Source organism: Nostoc sp. (assembly GCF_036919575.1).
Lineage (GTDB): Bacteria > Cyanobacteriota > Cyanobacteriia > Cyanobacteriales > Nostocaceae > Nostoc.
The window spans coordinates 1-18,360 of sequence record NZ_JBALBY010000129.1 but is presented as its reverse complement, the minus strand read 5'-3'; the positions used below and the strand labels follow the sequence as shown (position 1 = coordinate 18,360).

Genomic DNA, 18,360 nt, shown 5'->3' with positions numbered 1-18,360 from the left:
TCAATATGTACTAAAATCAATCACTTGAGTCACAAAGAGAGCAATCATGGCATCCATCCGCGAGTTGCACCAACAACTGGTAAAAAAAGAACGTTCTGCCGTTGAAATTACCCAAGAAGCTTTAGAGCGCATTCAAGCGTTAGAGCCGAAATTGCACAGCTTTTTATGTGTGACGGCAGAACGGGCATTAGAGCAGGCGGGTGCTGTGGATGCCAAAATTGCTGCGGGAGAAGAAATTGGGCTGCTAGCCGGGATTCCTGTGGGGATTAAGGACAATTTATGTACTAAGGGAATTCCTACCACCTGCGCCTCCCGAATTTTGGAAAATTTCGTGCCGCCTTATGAATCAACGGCGACGCAAAAGCTGGCAGATGTTGGGGCGGTAATGGTAGGTAAAACCAACTTGGATGAGTTTGCAATGGGTAGTTCCACTGAAAACTCTGCCTACCAAGTCACGGCTAATCCTTGGGATTTGTCACGAGTTCCAGGTGGTTCTTCGGGAGGTTCGGCGGCGGCGGTGTCGGCCGAAGAATGTGTGGTTGCTCTCGGTTCTGATACTGGAGGTTCGATTCGGCAACCTGCATCTTTTTGCGGTGTGGTAGGGATGAAACCGACTTATGGTTTGGTTTCCCGTTATGGTTTGGTGGCTTACGCTTCGTCTTTGGATCAAATTGGGCCATTTGCAAACACAGTAGAAGATGCGGCAATATTATTAAGTGCGATCGCTGGTCACGATCCCAAAGACTCTACCAGCCTGAAAGTTGCCATTCCCAACTATGCCGCCAGCTTAAAACCAGACTTCAAACCCAGAGGTCAGCTAAGAATTGGGATCATTAAAGAAACTTTTGGTGAAGGTTTAGACTCTGTAGTGGAGCACGCTGTTACCAAAGCAGTAGATCAACTACAAAGTTTGGGAGCAGAGATTCATATAGTTTCCTGTCCCCGCTTTCGCTATGGTTTACCCACCTACTACATCATCGCCCCATCAGAAGCGTCAGCAAACCTGGCTCGTTACGATGGTGTTAAATATGGGTATCGCGCTCCTGATGCGGATAATCTGCTATCGATGTACACTCGTACCCGTGCCACCGGTTTTGGTACAGAAGTCAAACGCCGGATTATGATCGGCACTTACGCACTTTCGGCTGGCTATTATGACGCCTACTATCTGAAAGCCCAAAAAGTCCGCACCCTGATTAAACAAGACTTTGAAAAGGCTTTTGGCGTGGTTGATATCTTAGTTTGTCCCACATCTCCGACTACAGCATTCAAAGCAGGGGAAAAAACTACTGACCCCTTGAGTATGTATTTAACTGACTTGATGACTATTCCTGTGAATCTTGCTGGTTTACCTAGTTTAAGTTTGCCATGTGGTTTTGATGATCAGGGGCTACCGATAGGATTACAACTAATTGGCAATGTGTTGCGAGAAGACCAACTGTTTCAGGTAGCTTACGCTTATGAGCAATCTACTACTTGGCATCTGCGTAAACCGCAAATATCTTGACAATGGGCATTGGGCAATTCAATTTTGGATTTTGGTGAAGCAGCGCGGTCTTGGGGGTTTCCCCCATGAGTGACTGCACCAAGCCGAAGGGATTGACAATTTTGGATTAAATTTCAATTCTTTAATCCAAAAGCGTTCGACTGACTTGTACTGAGCTTGCCTGCCCTGAGTCTACGTCGAACGGTCGAAGTAGCGCTCACGCCGAAGTCTAAAATCTAAAATTCTCACTCCCCCTCATCTCCCTCATCTCCCTCATCTCCCTCATCTCCCTCATCTCCCTCATCTCCCTTGTCCCCATGCTCACCGGCTTTTTTGGTCATCTATCAGCCTAATTACTGTTCAGTGATTAGGAACCATTGACTGTTGAATATTGACTTCTGGAGTCAGGGATTCAGATGTGATTCGTCGTGGATTAAGTGTATAAAAAAGACCAGCAGATGCAGCTACTAATAATAGAATGTAGATTACAATAAGAGGTATATATGTCTTTAACTTGTTGTCTGAATTGTGATGATAATTATTGTCGTTTTGGCGGACTACATTGCTTATAAGAGTATGTGATAAAGCATTTCCATCCAGTCCTAAAGCATCTCCATAGCGACGGATGAATCCTTGAACAAAAATAGGCTCAGGCAATTCTTCAAATCGTTCTTCTTCTAAAGCTTGCAAAACACCTGCTCGAATCAGTGTTTGAGAGGCTATTTCTTCTATGCGGATGGATTTTTCTTGTCTTACTTGTCGCAAATGTGTAGTTATTTCCTTTAGCTGCTCTACTTGAGCTTGGTTTAAAAGCGTCACAGTCTTCTCCTCTATGGGCTAATTCTACTATTCATTGAGAAGACTTAAATATGCATACGTATTTTTACTGAATAATTGATTTTCGGAAATTTTTTTTTGAGAATGGTTGAAGCTTAGATTTTAAAATGCTAAAGCTGCTAATACTAAGTAATTCTACTGATTTAACACATACTTTACCAATAAAAATTTAGGGTATAAAAGTTAATAATATGCAATTTTTCATCCCGTTTCCACCGGCGTTGAACCCTCGTAAATTGGCAGAGGTATTGTTACATAGTTTGGTTTTTTAAGCCATCTTACTTATAGAGACACTCACAACTGGGTTAATGTAATCAAATCAATTCCAGAAATATCAGCAGCAACTCTAGAGAAAGAACTCCAATATGAACCATATATTTTGCAGCACCTGGAAAGAGAGTATAAGTCAATCAGCGCAGCTTGCAAGCCTTGAATGTTATGTCTACTTGTTTCTCTGAAGTCAGCGATTATATGAGAACCAAACCTGTCGCTTAAATACTGCTTATCTCTTACAGAATCTGACGCAACATAGAAATTCACTTTAGAATTAATATCGATTTCATTTGAAACAACAGTTTCAAATAGAGACAAAGGGCTTTTTAAGATGGATTTATTATGATCGCCTCTTCTGATATGAATGCCAATAGTATATTCATTAAAGCCAGAAGTTCTTTCTTCAATCTGACGTTCTAACTCATCTATTGGTTGAAAAAAATCATAATGATTTGGCTTAATTTTACTGTAAAAAGCTTCATTTGTTATTAGAAAAGGTCTTCGACTTTTAGCAACCTTCGATGTTAGATCGGCAGGGCTGATATCAGCCATCTCTATGCTGTCAAATACATCATAATGCATAAGGTTTTTATAGAGTTCTGATGAGATCAGTAGCATCAGCCTGATACATTTGTTTTTGCTCATGGCTAACACATAACCCCTATCCTGGTAAAAATGATTCGTTAGTTTCCTGGACTGAATGACTCGTATGGATGATAGTGGTTTAAATAACTGGTTAAAAGGGCAACCTACTGAACGGTTGATAAGCCAAATGACCTGTAATTCTCGGCTTAAATGTTTACTAAGACTAACAGCAGATGCAATTGATCGCATTCGATTGCACAATCCATCCGTAGGCACCAAAACTATACTCTTCTGTTCCATAGTGGGGTTACTGGCACTAAATAATTATGTTTCTTCCAAAAGTGGATCCACCCTATTTTATCTAACTAATATCTTGCACGTATCAGGATAAGTACCGAATATGTAAATAAAACAGGAGTCAGAATACAGAATTCATAATTCAGAATTGGTGAATACTCTACCCATAAAGGGATAGAGTTTTAAGGCGAGAACATTTTAATTTTTTTCGCCCAGCAGGGGCGAGGTTTTAACCAATATTCATCACCCACTCGTACAGAATTCATGACTTTATTCTGACGCCAAGCCGAGGAGCGTCTCCGGCTCCGCTCCTGAGTTCTGAATTATTCTTATAAAACAATACCTTCGCCAATTTCCGAGGGTGAGTTAATGGTGGTTGAACTATTAACTCGCTTTTTCCGAGGCTTGGCAAAAACAATAAGTTCTAAAAATTCCTTTAAGGAATAAGAATTAAATAATATACAATTTATGTCCCTGACTTACCTCACCCTCAATCCCTCTCCGATATATTGGAGAGGGAAGCTAGATACAGGATGAAGTTTTGTTTGCATTTTATCGAACAGAATTCAGGAGTCAGTCGTCAGAATTCATGTTAGGTATTCTGTATGACTGGCGGATGAATAACTGGGTTTAAGACCCCCACAAAATCGTAGATTTTGTGGTGCAACAATTCAGTGGCGGGTCCCAATCCCCGACTGAAAGATTGGTGAATTCTGAATTCTGCATTCTGCATTCTTCTTCAATTAATCCACGTTCCTAAGTGTTGACCACAAGGTTTTTTTTAACGTATTGACCCCAGAATAAGGGTTTGACATGACAAACTCCCTTTGAAGCGAAACGCTTATGTAGGGGTAATTTTGCCAGTGCAAGCCAAAATTCTTGTAGGCTCTTATTTTGGCAAAGGTATTGTTTAATATAAGTATTTTTCTAGCTGCTACTCTGGGCTGGGATAATTGAAGCGTTCGCTTCCCCTTAATAGCGGTAACACTTAGTCTGAAACTTACTTTGCGTAACTTCTGCGTAATAGAGATTTTGTGAAAAGTCAAAAATCTTCATCAAAATTCTATCACGATATATCGTGATATATTCCGATATATCGTATATTAGAGAAAGTTGATTTGAGATTGATTTATGTTTAGACACTTTCGGTCACGCTTTAGCGCACCTGCATGGGCAGGAGTTAATGAAGACGATTCATTGTTTGTCAGGTCTTGGTTTGGGCATGGCGAGCATCATGGTAGACATCATGACAAACGCTTTGGTAATGAAATGTTTGGTCGTGGTTGGGGAGATGAACATCGGACTCGTAGAGGTGACATCAAGTTCATCCTGCTGGAATTGTTATCCGAGCATCCTAGTCATGGTTATGATCTGATTAAAGAGATGGAAACTCGTTACGGTGGTTTCCGTCGCCTCAGTCCTGGCTCAGTGTATCCCACACTGCAATTACTGGAGGAAGGTGGTTATCTCAAAAGCGCCCAGGAAGGTGGCAAGCGGATTTACACGATTACAGATGAGGGTAGACAATTATTGGCAGAACGTGCCCAACAGGAAACTTCAGACTCTCCTTGGGATACCTTTAAAAGTTTCGTGGCAGGTAAGCCCCAAGAGTTTATTCAGTTGCGAAATGCCGCAACAGAATTAGCTGCTGTAGTGGTGCAGGTTGCTCGCAGTGGCAATATGGAGCGAATAAATCGGGTGCGTGAGCTTTTAGAGCAAGTTAAACGGGAAATTTACGCGATTTTGGCTGAAAAGTAAGTGGCGTATAGATGTAGAGGCGTACAGCTAGCTGTACGCTCTATATCAAGGTAAAGTGGTATTAGAAGCGATCGCACTTCACACCTGGGCTGGACGCAAAAATATCGGGTACAGTTCTCAAACTATATCTTTTTGACACGGCTGGTAAAGCAACAGAAATATATAATTGTTGTTTACACATCACAAGCATGGCAGTGTTGATCGGACGAGATTTATTAAGTTTGGCGGACATCAGTCCAACAGAACTTCAAGAACTCCTGCAATTGGCAACTCAACTTAAATCACAACAGTTGAAGTTGCAGTGTAATAAAGTTTTGGGGTTGTTGTTCTCCAAAGCTTCAACTCGCACGCGGGTAAGTTTTACTGTGGCGATGTACCAACTGGGTGGACAGGTAATCGATCTCAACCCCAATGTCACTCAAGTTAGTCGCGGGGAACCTTTGCAGGATACGGCGCGGGTGTTAGATCGATATCTGGATGTTTTGGCAATTCGCACTTTTGCACAGCAGGAGTTGGAAACTTTTGCTCATTATGCCAAGATTCCGGTAATTAATGCGCTGACTGATGCAGAACATCCCTGTCAGGTTTTAGCTGATTTATTGACGATTCAAGAAGGCTTTGGTACTCTTGCTGGGTTAACTTTAACCTACGTGGGTGATGGGAATAATGTGGCTAATTCTCTGATGTTGGGCTGTGCTTTGGTGGGAATGAATGTGAGAATTGCCACCCCTAGCGGATATCAGCCAGATTCTAGGATTGTAGAACAAGCAAGAGCGATCGCTAACAACAAAACTGAAGTCCTCCTCACTCATGATCCAGAATTAGCCGCCAAGGGAGCGGTTGTACTTTATACTGATGTTTGGGCGAGTATGGGGCAAGAAGCAGAAGTAGATAACCGGATGCCAATTTTCCAGCCTTACCAAATTTCAGAACAGCTATTGAGCCTTGCTGATCCAAAGGCAATTGTTTTACACTGTTTACCAGCCCATCGTGGTGAAGAAATTACCGAGGCAGTTATTGAAGGTTCTCAATCACGAGTTTGGGAACAGGCAGAAAATCGATTACACGCTCAAAAGGCTTTGCTTGCAAGTATCTTAGGGGCAAAATGAAAGAGACGCGATTAATCGCGTCTGTACAGGAGTTAGGAGAGACGCGATTAATCGCGTCTGTACAGGAGTCAGAATAGCGAGTGTGCGGCTGGCTCTTGACTACTTAATTTGTAAAAAATCAAGAATAAATAGGTAAAAGAAAAGAGAATATTTTTGCTTTTGCCTTTTATATTTTTACTTTTCTCTTGTTATGGGGAGTTTTTTGTAGTACTAATGTTCTAGAGACATTAATAATTACTTCCCGCAAATTTATGGAACGTCTAACGGAAGCTCAACAAGAACTTTACGAATGGGTGACAGAATACATTCGATCGCACCAGCATTCGCCTTCAATTCGGCAAATGATGCAAGCGATGAATTTGAAGTCACCAGCCCCAATTCAAAGTCGCTTGGAACATTTACGGACTAAAGGATATATAGAATGGACTGAAGGCCAAGCGCGAACGATTCGGATTTTGCGTGGTGTGAAGCAAGGTGTGCCAATTTTGGGGACGATCGCTGCTGGTGGTTTAATAGAACCGTTTACTGATGCTGTAGATCATTTAGACTTTTCTAATTTTGAGTTACCTCCCCAAACCTATGCTTTGCGGGTAGCTGGCGATAGCATGATTGAAGATTTAATTGCTGATGGCGATGTAGTATTCCTGCGTCCAGTAGCAGAACCAAATCATTTAAAAAATGGCACTATCGTCGCCGCTAGAGTAGATGGATTTGGTACCACATTAAAACGTTTTTATCGTCAAGGCGATCGCGTTACCCTTAAACCAGCAAATCCTAAGTACAATCCCATTGAAGTCAGTGCTATGCAAGTGCAGGTGCAGGGTTCACTCATTGGTGTTTGGCGGGGTTACAACTGAGTAATGGGGAGTGGGGAGTGGGGAGTGGGGAGTGGGGGAGATGGGGGAGATGAGGGAGATGAGGGAGATGAGGGAGAAATAAAATTAATGCCCAACGTCCAATGACTAATGACTAATGACTAATGACTAATGACCAATGACTAATGACTAATAAATATGTACCTGACGCAAAATTCAGTGCAGCAACTGCCCACTTTCCGGTTGAAATTACCAATTGCAAGGGAAAGTCAGGGCAGTTATTACACTCTGCAACCATTACCAGGATGCCCAAGAATGCCTCCGTCTCTGCAATTGCGGCAATATCAGCGAGAAGCGATCGCTAGCTGGTTTACCAACAATGGCAGAGGGACGCTGAAAATGGCTACTGGTAGTGGTAAAACGATTACTGCACTAGCGATCGCTTGTGAATTATATCAGCAGATTAATTTACAAGTTCTGTTGGTGGTGTGTCCCTACCGTCATCTTGTCACCCAATGGGCGCGAGAATGTGAAAAATTTAATTTGCAACCCATTTTAGCTTTTGAGAATTTACGCACTTGGCAAAGTCAACTTTCTACGCAAATTTATAATCTGCGTTCTGGTTCTCAACGGTTTGTGACGGTGATTACTACGAACTCCACTTTAATTGGAGATGGGTTTGGATCTCAACTCAAATATTTTCCCGCCAAAACTTTAATTATTGGGGATGAGGCGCATAATTTAGGCGCACCTAAGTTAGAAGAAAGTTTACCGCGTAGCGTTGGGTTGAGACTGGCTTTATCTGCCACACCGGAGAGGTATTTTGATGATTTTGGTACGCAATCTCTATTTGATTATTTTGGGCCAGTTCTTCAGCCAGAGTTTACTTTGAGGGATGCGATCGCTCAAGGTGCTTTGGTACATTATCTGTATTATCCGGTGTTGGTTGAGTTAACTGAAGCTGAAAGTATTGCTTATTTAAAGTTAACAAAAAGAATTGGGCGATCGCTACTATATAGAGATCGAGAAAATGGACAAGCGGGAAACTTTGAAGACAATGAAGATTTAAAGCCGTTGTTGATGCAAAGAGCAAGGTTAATTGGTGCGGCAGAAAATAAATTAAATGCTTTACGGGATTTAATGGCAACTCGCCGCGAAACTACTCACACTCTTTTTTATTGCAGCGATGGTTCCCAAGATGCCGGACAACGTTCATCTCTACGCCAACTTAAAGCTGTTGCTAAAATTTTGGGGGTGGATTTAGGGTATAAGGTAAGTACCTATACAGCCCAAACATCTTTACAAGAACGGGAAATATTACGCCGTCAATTTGAAAGTGGTGAGTTGCAAGGTTTGGTGGCAATTCGTTGTTTAGATGAAGGTGTTGATATTCCGGCAATTCAAACTGCGGTAATTTTATCAAGTTCTGGTAATCCCCGCCAGTTTATTCAGCGACGAGGGCGAGTTTTGCGTCCTCATCCAGCTAAGGAACGCGCAACAATATTTGACATGATTGTTTTACCACCAGATTTAGATAGAGAAACTATAGAAGTTGAGCGTAATTTGTTGAAAAAGGAATTGCGCCGTTTTGTGGAGTTTGCTGATTTGGCTGATAATGCAGGCGTTGCCAGAATGAAATTACTGGATTTACAAAAGCGATATGGGTTATTAGATATTTGATGATAAACCAGAGAATATAGCAGTCTGCTTTGATTTCTGAAATTATTTGCGTAGATAGGGAGTGGGGAGTGGGGAAGAAGCCTTTTTGGGGTGTACTGATTTTTTTTTAAATCAAATACGAGTCCTATAGTTCAATACAGTTCAGTTAAGCATTTCTTCCTTCTCTCTGTGTTTTCTGCGCCTCTGCGGTTCGTTAAAAAAATTAATTTTCACAAACAGTTTTAGCCTTAATGCAAGCGTATTCTCCTATAGTTGTATTTTTTTGTAAAATTTTTCCAGTTTTGAAAAAAGAAGCATTAAGTATGAAATAATAAGATTATGAGTTTGATGATAATGGGATGTAAGCTGCGTTAAAAATTTCACTTACATCCCATTATTATCAATATGCTTTATTAATAATAACAGAAAACGATTAAATAATAAAGTGTTTTCTCAAAGAAAATTACAAATTTGCAAAAATAGTTTTCGCAAATTTAAAGATAACGCAAACAGTGGCTTTACTGAGGCGATCGCACCACTAGAGAAAGTTAAAATGTAGAAAAAGTAGATTTGAAAACTCAATATGTCACAAGAGGCGAATATCGATGATGTCCAAGAGCCAATAAGCAGCGCACCGCCGGAAGTACGGCAAATTATTGAGCGGGTATGGAAGCTGGAAAAAGGCAGGCTAGATAAGAAGATTAACAGCCATATAAATGATAATATTTTGGACATTATTAAGGAAGAGGTGCGATGAAGCTAACTTCAATCAAGCTCTGCAACTTTCGCTCCTTTTATGGTACGACACCAGAGATGCTCCTGGCTGGTGGAGATGTTCACAACACGACGATTATTCATGGCAATAATGGCTCTGGAAAAACCAGTTTACTAAATGCCTTTACGTGGGTATTGTATGATAAATTTAGTGCAGCATTTGCATCGATAGAGCAGTTAGTTAATAAGCGTGCGATCGCAGAAACTCAAAAAGGTCAAGCTGTAGAATGTTGGGTAGAGATTGGCTGGGAACATGAAGGTAAACGCTATCGAGTTAAACGCGCCTGTCGGGGTTATAAAAACGAAAGTGATTTTGACGCTGGCAAAACTCAATTAACCATGTGGGTTGGTGCGGACGATGGTAAATGGAATATACCAATTCAGCAACCAGAGGATATAATTAATCAAATTTTACCCGCTACTTTACATCAATATTTTTTCTTTGACGGCGAACGAATTGAAGAAATAGTCCGTTCTGACAAAAAAGCTGAAATTGCCGAAGCTACAAAAATCTTCTTGGGTGTGGAAGTAATCAACCGTTCTATCAGACATTTGGGAGATGCTAAAAAAACTCTAGAAAATGAGTTAAAAGCTATTGGTGATTCGGAAACTAAACAACTGTTACGACAGCAAGAGAAGATAGAAAAAGAACGTGAACGCATTACCAAACGGCAAACGGAAATTAAAGAAGAGTTAGAATATCAAAAAACTTTTAAAAAAGAGACAAGTAATCGGTTGCGAGAACTGAGTGCTGCTAAGGAATTGCAAGAAAGATGGCAGGATTTAGAATCGCAGAAAGCGGCGAATCAAGAAGAATATAAAAAAACCAAGGAAGCGCTGAAAAAAGTTATTTCCGCGCGAGGTTATACCGTTTTATTGTCAGAAACTACAGTACAGTTTCGCGGAATTATCAATGATTTGAAGCAGCGCGGCGAGTTAACATCAGGAATTTCGCGGGAATTTGTGAATGATTTACTCAATTCTCAACGCTGTATTTGTGGTGCAGAATTACACGAGGGTAATCATTCTCATACTCATGTAAGTACCTGGTTAAATAAAGCAGGTTCCTCGGCGGTAGAAGAAACTGCAATTAGGATGATAGCTCAAGTAGATGAAATTGATAAGCAAGCCATAGGATTTTGGGAAGAAGTTGATAGAGAACAAACTAGGATTAATCAGTTAAGGCAAAGCATATCTCAAATTGAAGGCGATTTAGACAATATTCAAGAACGGTTGCGAAAAGATGCTAATGAAGAAATTAGCAGTTTGCAAAAACGCTTAGATGAAATTGAAAGTAAAATTGATGAATTGAATCGAGAGCAAGGTGCAAATCAGCAGCAAATTACTCAACTGACAACTGAAATTGAAGGATTAAATAAACAAATCGCCAAACAAAAGCTGAATGAAGATAAGCAAACTTTAGCACAGCGACGAATTAACGCTACTCAAGATGCAATCGAACGGTTAACGGAAGTTAAAAATCGTCAAGAACAACAATTTCGCCTGCAACTAGAAAAGCGAGTGCAAGAGATATTCATGGAGATTTCTGTAACTCCATACATTCCTAAAATTAGCGATAAATATGAACTGACATTAGTAGAAAATACCACGGGTATAGAAGCACCAGTTGCAGCGTCCACCGGGGAAAATCAAATTCTCAGTTTATCTTTTATTGCCAGCATTATTGACAAAGTAAGGGAATGGAGTGAGAAGCGAAAAATGATGATGATTCCTGATAGTAGCACTTTCCCAATTGTGATGGATTCGCCGTTTGGTAGTTTGGATGAAAGTTCGCGGCGACACATTGCTAAGACAATTCCCCAATTAGCGAATCAGTTGATAGTTTTAGTTACTAAGACTCAGTGGCGGGGTGAAGTAGAAGCAGAAATGACAGACAGAATTGGTAGAGAATATGTGCTTACCTATTATTCATCTAAGCCGGATTGCGAACAAGATTATATTGAGTTAGCTGGTGAAAGATATCCTTTGGTGAAACAAAGCCCGAATGAGTATGAATATACTGAAATTATCGCGGTTGAACGTAATGTTTAAGAGGATGTTTTAAAAATCATGATTGATGTATCAAATATTTTTTTACCCCACCCTAACCCTCCCCTTATAAAGGGGAGGGAACCGGATTTTCTTGTTTACCCCCAATATATCGGGGGGATTAAGGGGGGTAATAATTCGATTAAAATCACAACATACCACTTTTAAAATATCCTCTAAAGGAGAAAGTATATGATTGCGAGTCCAGATGGAAATTATATGTCTCCCCAAGAATACCTGGAATGGGAAGAACACCAAGAAATTAAATATGAATATATTGATGGTGAAGTTTTCGCCATGACTGGGGGTACTCTTCCCCATAATGATATTGCTTTAAACTTAGCTCCAGCATTAAAAAGTCACCTGCGAGGAAGTGGGTGTCGTGTGAATATGGCGGATGGGAAAGTAGGTATATCTGAAAAGGGGCCTTTTCATTATCCCGATGTTGTGGTGAGTTGCGATGAACGAGATAAACAAGCTATTCAATTTCTCCAATATCCTTGTTTAATTGTTGAAGTTCTGTCCCCAAGTACGGAAGCTTACGATAGAGGTACAAAATTTACGCGGTATCGTCGCATTCAGACTTTGCAAGAATATGTCCTCATCGATGCTGAAAAAATTGGTTTAGATTGCTTCCGGTTAAATGATAGAGGACTCTGGGAGTTACATCCTTATGAAGAAGGGGATGAAGTTCATTTAACTAGCGTTGATTTTCAATTTCCTATTTCTTTGGTGTATGAGGATGTTCAGTTTCCAACTTGAGTTTAGGGGAAACTACAGATGGTGACAGAAAAAGTAAAACCACATTCGGATGATTAAAAATGACAGCACACGAAAGAGAACAGTTAATTAAAGATATCAACGTACTCCTACATCAAGCTTATGACAGTACTTTAGATGAAATTTACGCACTCTTAAAAAGAATCGATGATGTAGACGATGAAGAAGACTTAAAAGCCATTAAAGAAGCTAGGGAAGATATACGCATTAATGGCACTGTGTCTTGGGATGAAATTCAAAACGAAATAAGAAACGAAATAAACAAGGATGTTGCGTGAGTTACGAAGTTAAATTTTCAAGGGGTGCGAAAAAGCAGTTTAGGAAACTACCTATAGACGTACAACAGCGCATACAAACTAAAATCAACGACTTGGCAATAGAACCGCGTCCAAACGGGGTAAAAAAATTACAAGATGATGATAATTCATATCGTGTTCGAGTAGGAGATTATCGAGTTGTTTATGAAGTAGATGATGATGTTTTGATAGTAACTGTAATTAAAGTAGGACATCGTAGTGAGATTTATATAGATGAAAGTTAGCGGAGTGGGGAATATCGGTGCGATGCCTACGGCGGCAAGCTACGCTAATTTTGGTAAAATAGTTATGCTTATGCTGAACCCGCAGTGCCAGGATGGACTATGTTAGTGGATAATTTGTTTGTTTAAGCGATCGCATCTATACTAGTATAAAATAATGCGCTAGCAAGTGCGTTCTCTTTTGGCTTTCGGTTAAAATAGCAACTTGGGTTAAATATTAAAACAATGGCTGCAAATAGAATCAGGGTTGCTAAAGATAAGGCTGAGTTGGTGAAATCTCTAGTAGCATCAAAAGACACAACTGGGCCTTTTCAGACTTATGTAGAAGTTATGGTGTTTGCAGCAGCATTGGGCGTTAAATATAAAAAGCGCGTTACTTTAGGGGAAACCACAAAAAGAGAACCATCTCCAATTCCACAAGAAAATTTTGCTTCATTGGGATATGACCTCATCATTAAATTATTAGGAATCAATGAAACTAAAGATATCAATATACTCTCATCTAGAGAAGAACAAGATGAAGATAAACGTACTCAAATATTTGAAGAATATGCTAATGGAGGACTAGAAATTTTACAAAATGAGTTACGGGGTTCTGTTGACTACTCAGAGCGACTTCTATTAGTTCTGATTTCTGAAAGAGGAACAAAAGAACAGCTAGAAGAAGAATTTGACCTCAGTAAATTCTTAAATTGATTTTTTGGCTTACTTAATTAAGTTATTAAATATGAAAAATATAACATATTATTGTCAACGGTTTGCTGAATTAAATGTGAGTAGTAGCCGGAAGCGTGGTAATGCTCAATATAAACCAATATTACTTTTATCTGTAATTGATTTGATTGCACGAGGTGTCATTACTACGAATGAGATTCCAGTTTCAGACGAATTAATTCAAACATTTGAGAGGTATTGGAATGTAATCGGTTCTCCGTCTTACAAAGGTGGTTTACACTATCCTTTCTTCCATCTGCAAAATGAGGGTTTTTGGTACTTAAAATTTAAGCCTGAATTTAATGGGTTACAACCAAAAACAATTAACAAACTAAAGGAGGCTGTTGAATACGCATATCTAGACAGTGAATTATTTAACTTTTTGCAAGATGAATTTTATAGAAAAGAACTAATTGACGCGCTCGTGGCAGCTTTCTTTTCTGATAATGAAAATGAGATAGAAGCTATTTTACAAATAAATCAAACTTTTCAAGATGGCTCAGGAGAAATAGAAAAATTAATTGAAACGGGAAATTTAGATAATAATCCAAGGTGGAGCTTGAAACGAGCAGTTATTAGAAATGCTTTCTTTAGGACAGCAATTATACATATTTATGCTTACAGATGTGCATTTTGTGGACTAAAAGTAACTAAAAAAGTAAATCAAAATATTGTGGATGGCGCACACATCAAGCCATTTTCACAATTCTATGACAGTAGAATTCATAATGGAATAGCACTGTGCAAAAATCATCATTGGGCATTTGATAGGGGTTGGTTTGCTGTAGATGAGCAATACAAAATTATAGTTAGCAATGATTTGGAAGAAGCATCTCCCCATGCTAAACCTATGAAAGATTTTCATGGTGAAACAATACTTCTACCAAATATAGAGCAACACTTTCCAGAACTGGAAGCGCTGCAATGGCATCGTCAAAATATATTTCAAGCATAATTACAGGACAGGTGGAAGTCCTACCGCTTTCGGTTCAACAAACTTGCCATCAAAACTTATAGTTTTATCTTCCACAGTCCTAGCATCTGCCAAAGACTTACGAAGTTCAGCACGTTCCATCTGTTCCTGAATTCCACCCAGAATATAAACCAATAACTTCGCCGCTAAATCTCGTCCAGCAACCTGCACTCGCTTTTTATTTGGGTCATACAAAACCCCATACCAGAGAGATTGGGGATATTCCATACCACTAAAGCCGCCTTGCTGGTCAAACTTCCGCAGTTTCTTAAAAATATCTGCCAGGGAAAAACCTTTTTTAAAAACCAAAATTCCGATAGCTTGCGCTAATGCAACTTGAGCAACCGGACGGAAAAGCATATTTCCTTCACCTCCATCTTTCTCAAAGCTGAAGCGCCGTAAAGCTGGTGTATCCTCATGTTCTAAAATCTTATAACTGGAAAGACTAGCCAAAGAATCAAATAGGTTTCTAAATTCCTCAATTCCCTGCTCAAGTTCTTCATCCTCTGGACGCATGGGAATTAGACCTTTCTCCAAGGGTTTCCAGTGGGGGAACTTTTGACCCAAATATCGCTCAGACATATCTTGTAGAGCTTGCAAAGTGGTCAAAACTGTAGAATTGGAAGCCACTGTTGCACTATTCCAATTAACACGAGGATTGCGATCTTGTCGTTGTTCTAATAGTGGATGTGTAACTGCAATTTTTCTCGCAACGATCGCAAAACCATCATCTTCATTCAACTGTGTTAACTGCCCTTTAGTCAAGGGCGCAGCCATCAGATTGACATGAACAAAAATCGATCTCACCCTCCGCCTTGCTTCGGTGCGAGTTTCCCCAGCCGCTACCGCACAGATGAACTCAATACCAATTTTTTCCTTGGGTAAATTTTGCAAATAAGCAAGGTCTACTTGATACTTTTCTATCAAATCATTGACTGTAATAAAACTGTCATCAGCACCTTTATCTTTTTTATAGCGCTGGAGTTTGCGAGTTTTAATTAACTCCATCAACCCCTGTACACCCATTAATCGGTGTTGACCATCTAGTGCATAAATAGTTACATCATCCTCAGAAATATTTAACAGACCTACTTTAGCGTCTTTATCTAGGGGGATGAAATCAGTAGTAGATTTTGTGGCGCGTCCTTCACTATCCCACTCAGCAGCTTTGGGATTATCCACCCACGGTTGATTAATTACTACCAGCACTGGCGGAAATTTGTGATTTTGTCGAGCCGCTAAATACTGGACTAGCGGTGCTTGACGTGACCAATCAAGGGGGCGCTGCTGAATTTCATCAATGCTATCCGCGTCAATCTCGACATTATCAGTCTCATGATTATACTTTTTCTGAAACAGAGGTAAGCCAGATGCGAAGTGAACCCGACCTGCAAACCATTCCAAGGTAACAGAGCTAACATAAGCCTCAGTACCACCCATTTCGGTTTTTTGAACGAGAATCTGATCTTTTCTCCCTAAAAAGTTCTCTAGGAGTAAAGCTAGTACCTGTTTTTCCTTGTTTTCCCGTTCCAGGTACTCTCTAGCGATGTCAGCAGTTGGGTCAGATGTACTATCTTTCATGTTAAATTTTAAAAACAGAATAGGATTATGTCGTTTAATTATCCAAAAAATTGGATATTACTAGTAAAGTTTTTAAAAACTTTTATTCAACCCACCTCCGTGGGTTTTGCCTGTATAGCCGCGTACTCCTACGGAGAAGCAAGCTACGCGTCAGCGTGCCGGAGGCTCTATTCTATTCGCCCTATTCGCCCCAATATTACGCCAATGTTTCCAGAGAGAAGGAGAAATGACTACAGCACAACAACCAGAAAAGACAGTTCAGCAAACACGTACTGTAGCAGAGTTAGTGGACTATATCCAAGTTCTCACCACTGAAATTCAAGAATTGTATTGTTTAGATGAGATTCCTTGGGTAGTGGGCTATTCGGGCGGAAAAGATAGTACAGCTACTTTACAGCTTATCTGGAATGCGATCGCAGCACTACCACTTGAAAAGCGAAAAAAGACTATTCATGTTATTACAACTGACACACTGGTAGAAAATCCTGTCGTCGCTGTTTGGGTACGCAAATCCTTAGAAAGGATGAGGGTTACTGCTAAAGAACAGAAAATGCCCATTGAACCCCATTTATTACAACCAGAAATTAAAGAGACATTCTGGGTAAGCTTGATTGGTAAAGGTTATCCAACGCCGCGAGGAAAATTTCGTTGGTGTACAGACCGTCTGAAAATCCATCCTTCTAACCGCTTTATCCGTGATGTGGTTAGAGTAAATGGGGAAGTTATTCTTATTTTAGGTACGCGCAAGGCTGAAAGTATCAAACGTGCTATCTCAATGGAAAAACATCAAGCAGGTAGCCTAAAAGATCGTCTCATTTCTGATTCAAGTTCACCTACGTCTCTGCTTTACCATAGTGCAAGCTTGCCTAATTCTTTAATTTATAGCCCCATCGAAGATTGGCGTACTGATGAAGTTTGGATTTACCTAAATCAGTGGCAAAACCCTTGGAAATATAGCAACAAAGACTTGTTCACTATGTATCGAGGTGCAACAGCCGATAATGAATGTCCATTAGTTGTTGATACTTCTACTCCTAGCTGTGGTGATTCCCGATTTGGCTGCTGGGTTTGCACAATCGTTAGTAAGGATAAATCGATGGAGGCAATGATTCAAAATGATGAAGAGAAAGAATGGATGCAGCCTCTATTAGATATCCGCAATGAATTAGATAATAGAGATGACCGCGATAAAAGAGACTTCCGTCGCATCTGGGGAGAAGTCCAACTTTTTGAGCGTCATGTAGATGGTGAAGCCTCTATTGAACCAATTCATGGCCCTTATACTAAATATTGGCGGGAACATTGGCTCAGACGATTATTAGAAGCGCAAACAAAAACCCGTCGGACAGCGCCAGAAAATATGCGCGATATCACCCTAATTACTCTCGAAGAAATGAGCGAAATTCGCCGCATTTGGCTAGAAGACAAACACGAATTTGATGATAGCTTACCCCGGATTTATCAAGAAGTGACTGGCGAAGAATTTCAAGACCCGCGTCCTGGTGCTGACTATAGCCTACTAGGTCGTGATGAATGGATAGTATTAGAAGAAATCTGTGAAGGTGACGCGATGCACTTGGAACTCATGGCGAAATTGTTAGACACAGAACGCCAGTATCGCAAAAAGACTCGTCGCGTGGGGATATACGAAACCCTAGAAAAATGTTTTAATACGAGTTCCCGTTCCCCAGAAGATGCGATTAAAAATGCTCGTTTAAAACGCGAATTAAGCGAAGCGGTTAGTCAAGGTGATGTTGCAAAAGTCAAGCAGATGACTTTGGGCGATGTTGCAGCAATCAATGAGGTAGATGAAGGTGAAAGTGATGAAGAGGTAACTTGGGCAAGTATGAAATTTTCAAAGAGAAATTCAGAAGAATAGAAATAATAGAATACCGGGCGAATACCGGGCGAATAGAATTCGCGGCTACACAGACGAAACCCACCTTTCCTGCGGAACGCCAAGGGCGAACGTGGGTTAAAGAGAAATGAGAGCAAGCTTTACGCACAAGCACAAGTTTAATTCCCGGCGATTGGAAATCGCGGCTACACAGACGAAACCCACCTTTCCTGCGGAACGCCAAGGGCGAACGTGGGTTAAAGAGAAATGAGAGCAAGCTTTACGCACAAGCACA

At 40.4% G+C, this 18,360-nt stretch carries 16 protein-coding genes and 1 pseudogene; 14 read left to right on the top strand and 3 right to left on the bottom strand.

Annotation, left to right across the window (positions count from 1 at the left end):
- The first annotated feature begins 46 nt into the window (after positions 1 to 46).
- On the top strand, positions 47 to 1,507 hold the full coding sequence (gatA, locus tag V7K27_RS34665; protein WP_334953344.1) for an Asp-tRNA(Asn)/Glu-tRNA(Gln) amidotransferase subunit GatA: 1,461 nt from the start codon (positions 47 to 49) through the stop codon (positions 1,505 to 1,507).
- Positions 1,508 to 1,891: 384 nt separating this feature from the next.
- Here gatA and V7K27_RS34660 read toward each other — a convergent pair.
- Both V7K27_RS34660 and V7K27_RS34655 read right to left on the bottom strand, forming a co-directional pair.
- Positions 1,892 to 2,305, bottom strand: a pseudogene (locus tag V7K27_RS34660) (helix-turn-helix domain-containing protein); the annotation flags it as partial.
- 312 nt (positions 2,306 to 2,617) lie between these two features.
- Entirely contained in the window at positions 2,618 to 3,241 is a 624-nt protein-coding gene (locus V7K27_RS34655) for a hypothetical protein (protein WP_334953342.1), read from the bottom strand.
- A 1,368-nt stretch (positions 3,242 to 4,609) separates the two neighbouring features.
- On the opposite strand from V7K27_RS34655, the gene V7K27_RS34650 reads away from it, so the two are divergent.
- The 12 genes from V7K27_RS34650 to V7K27_RS34595 all read left to right on the top strand — a co-directional run bounded on the left by V7K27_RS34650 (position 4,610) and on the right by V7K27_RS34595 (position 14,629).
- Positions 4,610 to 5,236, top strand: a complete 627-nt coding sequence (locus tag V7K27_RS34650) for a PadR family transcriptional regulator (protein ID WP_334953340.1) — start codon at positions 4,610 to 4,612, stop codon at positions 5,234 to 5,236.
- 188 nt (positions 5,237 to 5,424) lie between these two features.
- Positions 5,425 to 6,345 carry an ornithine carbamoyltransferase gene (gene argF / locus V7K27_RS34645; protein WP_334953338.1) on the top strand — a complete coding sequence of 307 codons (921 nt, stop codon included), beginning with the start codon at positions 5,425 to 5,427 and terminating at the stop codon, positions 6,343 to 6,345.
- A gap of 251 nt (positions 6,346 to 6,596) precedes the next feature.
- A complete protein-coding gene (gene lexA, locus V7K27_RS34640) occupies positions 6,597 to 7,202 on the top strand; it encodes a transcriptional repressor LexA (RefSeq protein ID WP_334953336.1) in 606 nt (201 codons plus the stop codon).
- 143 nt (positions 7,203 to 7,345) lie between these two features.
- The gene (locus V7K27_RS34635) at positions 7,346 to 7,525 is read left to right on the top strand and encodes a hypothetical protein (protein ID WP_334953335.1); all 180 of its coding nucleotides are present in this window, start codon (positions 7,346 to 7,348) and stop codon (positions 7,523 to 7,525) included.
- Entirely contained in the window at positions 7,476 to 8,840 is a 1,365-nt protein-coding gene (locus tag V7K27_RS34630) for a DNA phosphorothioation system restriction enzyme (protein WP_334953333.1), read from the top strand. The genes V7K27_RS34635 and V7K27_RS34630 overlap by 50 nt, the downstream gene beginning before the upstream one ends.
- Before the next feature lie 562 nt (positions 8,841 to 9,402).
- Positions 9,403 to 9,576, top strand: a complete 174-nt coding sequence (locus V7K27_RS34625) for a hypothetical protein (protein ID WP_334953332.1) — start codon at positions 9,403 to 9,405, stop codon at positions 9,574 to 9,576.
- Positions 9,573 to 11,645 (top strand): AAA family ATPase, encoded by a 2,073-nt coding sequence (locus V7K27_RS34620; RefSeq protein ID WP_334953330.1) that lies wholly within the window; start codon positions 9,573 to 9,575, stop codon positions 11,643 to 11,645. Before V7K27_RS34625 ends, V7K27_RS34620 begins: the two co-directional genes overlap by 4 nt.
- Positions 11,646 to 11,834: 189 nt before the next feature.
- Positions 11,835 to 12,404, top strand: a complete 570-nt coding sequence (locus V7K27_RS34615; RefSeq protein ID WP_334953329.1) for a Uma2 family endonuclease — start codon at positions 11,835 to 11,837, stop codon at positions 12,402 to 12,404.
- A 59-nt stretch (positions 12,405 to 12,463) separates the two neighbouring features.
- Positions 12,464 to 12,700, top strand: coding sequence for a hypothetical protein (locus V7K27_RS34610; RefSeq protein WP_334953327.1), 237 nt, complete (start codon positions 12,464 to 12,466; stop codon positions 12,698 to 12,700).
- Entirely contained in the window at positions 12,697 to 12,963 is a 267-nt protein-coding gene (locus V7K27_RS34605; RefSeq protein ID WP_334953326.1) for a type II toxin-antitoxin system RelE family toxin, read from the top strand. Before V7K27_RS34610 ends, V7K27_RS34605 begins: the two co-directional genes overlap by 4 nt.
- Positions 12,964 to 13,185: 222 nt before the next feature.
- Positions 13,186 to 13,656 carry a DNA phosphorothioation-associated protein 4 gene (locus V7K27_RS34600; RefSeq protein WP_099103018.1) on the top strand — a complete coding sequence of 157 codons (471 nt, stop codon included), beginning with the start codon at positions 13,186 to 13,188 and terminating at the stop codon, positions 13,654 to 13,656.
- A 31-nt stretch (positions 13,657 to 13,687) separates the two neighbouring features.
- Positions 13,688 to 14,629 carry an HNH endonuclease gene (locus V7K27_RS34595; RefSeq protein WP_334953325.1) on the top strand — a complete coding sequence of 314 codons (942 nt, stop codon included), beginning with the start codon at positions 13,688 to 13,690 and terminating at the stop codon, positions 14,627 to 14,629.
- Here the strand turns inward: V7K27_RS34595 and V7K27_RS34590 are convergent, their stop codons facing one another.
- Complete coding sequence (locus V7K27_RS34590; protein ID WP_334953324.1) at positions 14,630 to 16,228, bottom strand: DGQHR domain-containing protein; 1,599 nt, start codon at positions 16,226 to 16,228, stop codon at positions 14,630 to 14,632.
- A 226-nt stretch (positions 16,229 to 16,454) separates the two neighbouring features.
- On the opposite strand from V7K27_RS34590, the gene dndC reads away from it, so the two are divergent.
- Entirely contained in the window at positions 16,455 to 18,107 is a 1,653-nt protein-coding gene (gene dndC, locus V7K27_RS34585) for a DNA phosphorothioation system sulfurtransferase DndC (protein WP_334953322.1), read from the top strand.
- Positions 18,108 to 18,360: the final 253 nt, after the last annotated feature.